Here is a 2,908-nt window from a genome sequence, read left to right as displayed (position 1 = left end):
GCCGGGCGGCATGAGGGAAGGAACCTGCACAAAAAACAGTTTGGGGTAAAGGATATTGTCAGTACACAATCATACTTTGCTTACGACACTTACCTGCGATTAACACCAGATCACCTTTGTTAGCTAATTCCAGTGCCTTCTCAATTGGATCCGGTTTGCCATCTTTAACCGAGCCTGGTAAAAAACTTGATCAATGCACGGTATCACACTCCACAGCTGATCAAAATGTTCAACCGGTAACCGGTAAGCACACCCGTTGTTTCAGGGATTCCGGCGACATAACCGCTTCACAATCTCCGTCAATGAACAGCCGGTGCCAGAGTTCCAGCACCATCAGCGTATACACCTGCCTGGTCTGCACACAAATTCCCTTCCGGCTGGCCGCCAGCAGATCTGCCACGGCCTGGGGATTGAAATAACCGCGTTCCAGGAAGCGCGGTGAAGTAAGCAAATCCTCCGCATAAGGCCTTAATTCCGCGGTAATCCAGGAACTGATTGGTGCGGTAAAGCCGATCTTTTTCCGGTTGATGACCGCATCCGGTAGAATAACCTCAGTCGCCTTTTTCAGGATGTATTTCAGGGTTTTTCCCTTGACCTTGAAACCGGCCGGCAATGAGGCGGCAAACTCCACCACCCGGTGATCCAGAAATGGCACGCGCAGCTCCAGGGCATGGGCCATGGTAATCTTATCAGCCTTGAGCAGAGTGTCGTCGGAGAGCCAGAATTGCGTATCCAGGTAAAGCATCTGGTTCAGCGGATCCAGCTTTTCCAAGCGTTCCGCATTGGCGGCCGTTATATCACCGGGGTCTTTACCGGCGGTGGCCTGTTTCATTTGTGCAGTATATAGCATGGATTTTTCTTCCTCGCTAAAGGTGAACCCCACACCCCGGTACCAGCGCGGAAGAAATGTCGATGCCCGGCGGACGAAATTCTTGCCCGGGAAACCGGCCGGCAACAGTCCGGCCAACGGAACAATCAACTGCCGGCGGATAAAGGCAGGTAATAACTGAAAAAGCCGGGCCGCCTGTGGTTCCAGGTAAATCTCGTAACCGGCAAATATCTCATCCGCGCCTTCGCCCGATAAAACCACGGTCACGTCTTCGGCCGCCGCCCGGCTGATAAAATAAAGCGGGATTTCCGTCGGATCACCCAGTGGTTCCTCCACCTGCCGGACGATGGCGGCCAGAGCGCCCGGAATTTGATGGGGCGACACTTCAATTTCACGGTGCCTGGTCCGGTACATATCCGCTATTTCCCTGGCCCCGGATAATTCCCAAAAACCGGGGTGTGGTTGGCCGTCGCGGCAAAAACCAAGCGAAAACGTATTTAAATTTGCTCCCGCCCCTGCGGCCAGCGCCAGAATAGTACTGGAATCAAGACCACTGCTCAGAAAGACGCCCACCGGCACCTCACTTTGCAAATGTTGTTTCACTGTTTGCTGTAACAAATCCAGGAGACTTTCCGCACACTCGTCTTCATTGTAACCGGTCGCAGTGATGGAAAGATAATCCCAGTACCTGTGCTCAGAAATTTTCCCCTGACGGCAGATCAGATAGTGGGCGGGTTTAACTTTCCGGATCCCCTGAAAAAAAGTCTCCGGCGCCGGAACATAGCGGAAGGTCAAGTAGCTGTGCAAGGCTTCGGTGTTGGGTATTGTTTTCACTTCCGGCAGGGTGAGCAGCGCTTTAATTTCAGAAGCAAAAGCCAGCCCGCGGGGCAACATGGTGTAGTATAAAGGTTTAATCCCCAACCGGTCCCGGGCCAGCATGAGCTGACGCTTTTTGCCGTCCCAGAGGGCGAAAGCAAACATGCCCCTCAACCGGGCAAGCAGGTTATCTCCTTCCTCTTCATAAAGATGCAGGATCACTTCCACGTCGGAGCGGGTGGCGAACTTGTGACCTTTGGCCTGCAGCATTTCCCGCAGTTCATGATAGTTGTAGATTTCGCCGTTGCACACGAGCCATAGTGTCTCATCTTCGTTTGCCATGGGTTGATGACCGCTTCGGCGGTCGATAATGCTCAAACGCTGGAAACCAAGGCCAAGGCCCGCCTCACGGTGCATACCCCGTTCATCCGGACCACGGTGGAACAACTGCCGGCACATATTATTCAGTAAGTATACAGGTGGGATGAAGTCATTTTCATTGTACACCACACCGCAAATACCGCACATTAAGTATTACTCCTTTAATAATCGACATCCTTTTCTCCTACAGGCACTATATCCAGTATAACCCGAAAAGATTAAAATAAGATTAAATATAAAAATTATAAAGGTCAACTTGATATATTCCTTGTCAAGAGGCATTTCCATTTAGCCTCCCCGGCACAATATAAAAAGATGAGCCGGTTTTAACGTTTCCTTTTTTTATTACTGATAAGTAAAACGTAAGGAAGTTATGATTACAATCAAAATATCTAATTCTATTTTAAGCTTCTTCTAAGGACATTTTAAACAGCCGGTATTACCATATTACCAAGCCGGAAGAAATGACGGCAAAATAAACAAGGGGGAATGTAACATGAACAAGAAGTGGTTGGTATCATTAGGAACAGGAACTCTTCTATTGAGTTCCGCTATAGGTATGGGTATCGCACATGCCAATACAGTGCCGGCGGCGACTGCCCCGGCGGCGGTAACCCGGTCAGTGCAAAAGCAGGCCCCGGACAGGGAAATAAAAAGTATGATGGACAAAGATAATTTAAAAGTGCAACAGGGATCTCAGGTACAGGATAAACAGGGCATTGACACTGAAAAAAGTACCGGATTCAAAGAGAAAGAAGCCAAGGACATTGAGGTCAACGAAAAACTTCTTGGTGGTGGGCATGCCGATCCTGTCGGCGCTAACGTAAATCATGATTTTCAGGGCGTAGAATAACATTAACGCGTAAAAAGCGGGTAAGCTGC

2 protein-coding genes are annotated in these 2,908 nt (G+C 49.7%); one reads left to right on the top strand and one right to left on the bottom strand.

The window, feature by feature from the left end:
• Window positions 1-229: 229 nt before the first annotated feature.
• The gene (gene asnB, locus A6M21_RS04385; protein ID WP_066666680.1) at window positions 230-2,173 is read right to left on the bottom strand and encodes an asparagine synthase (glutamine-hydrolyzing); all 1,944 of its coding nucleotides are present in this window, start codon (window positions 2,171-2,173) and stop codon (window positions 230-232) included.
• Between the two features lie 349 nt (window positions 2,174-2,522).
• On the opposite strand from asnB, the gene A6M21_RS04380 reads away from it, so the two are divergent.
• Entirely contained in the window at window positions 2,523-2,879 is a 357-nt protein-coding gene (locus A6M21_RS04380) for a hypothetical protein (RefSeq protein ID WP_151191798.1), read from the top strand.
• Window positions 2,880-2,908 lie beyond the last annotated feature (29 nt).

Origin of the sequence: Desulfotomaculum copahuensis, assembly GCF_001655685.1 — a bacterium.
Taxonomy (GTDB): Bacteria; Bacillota; Desulfotomaculia; order Desulfotomaculales; family Desulfovirgulaceae; genus Desulfotomaculum_G; species Desulfotomaculum_G copahuensis.
The sequence above is the reverse complement of the archived record's forward strand: the minus strand, read 5'-3'. Positions and strand labels throughout refer to the sequence as shown.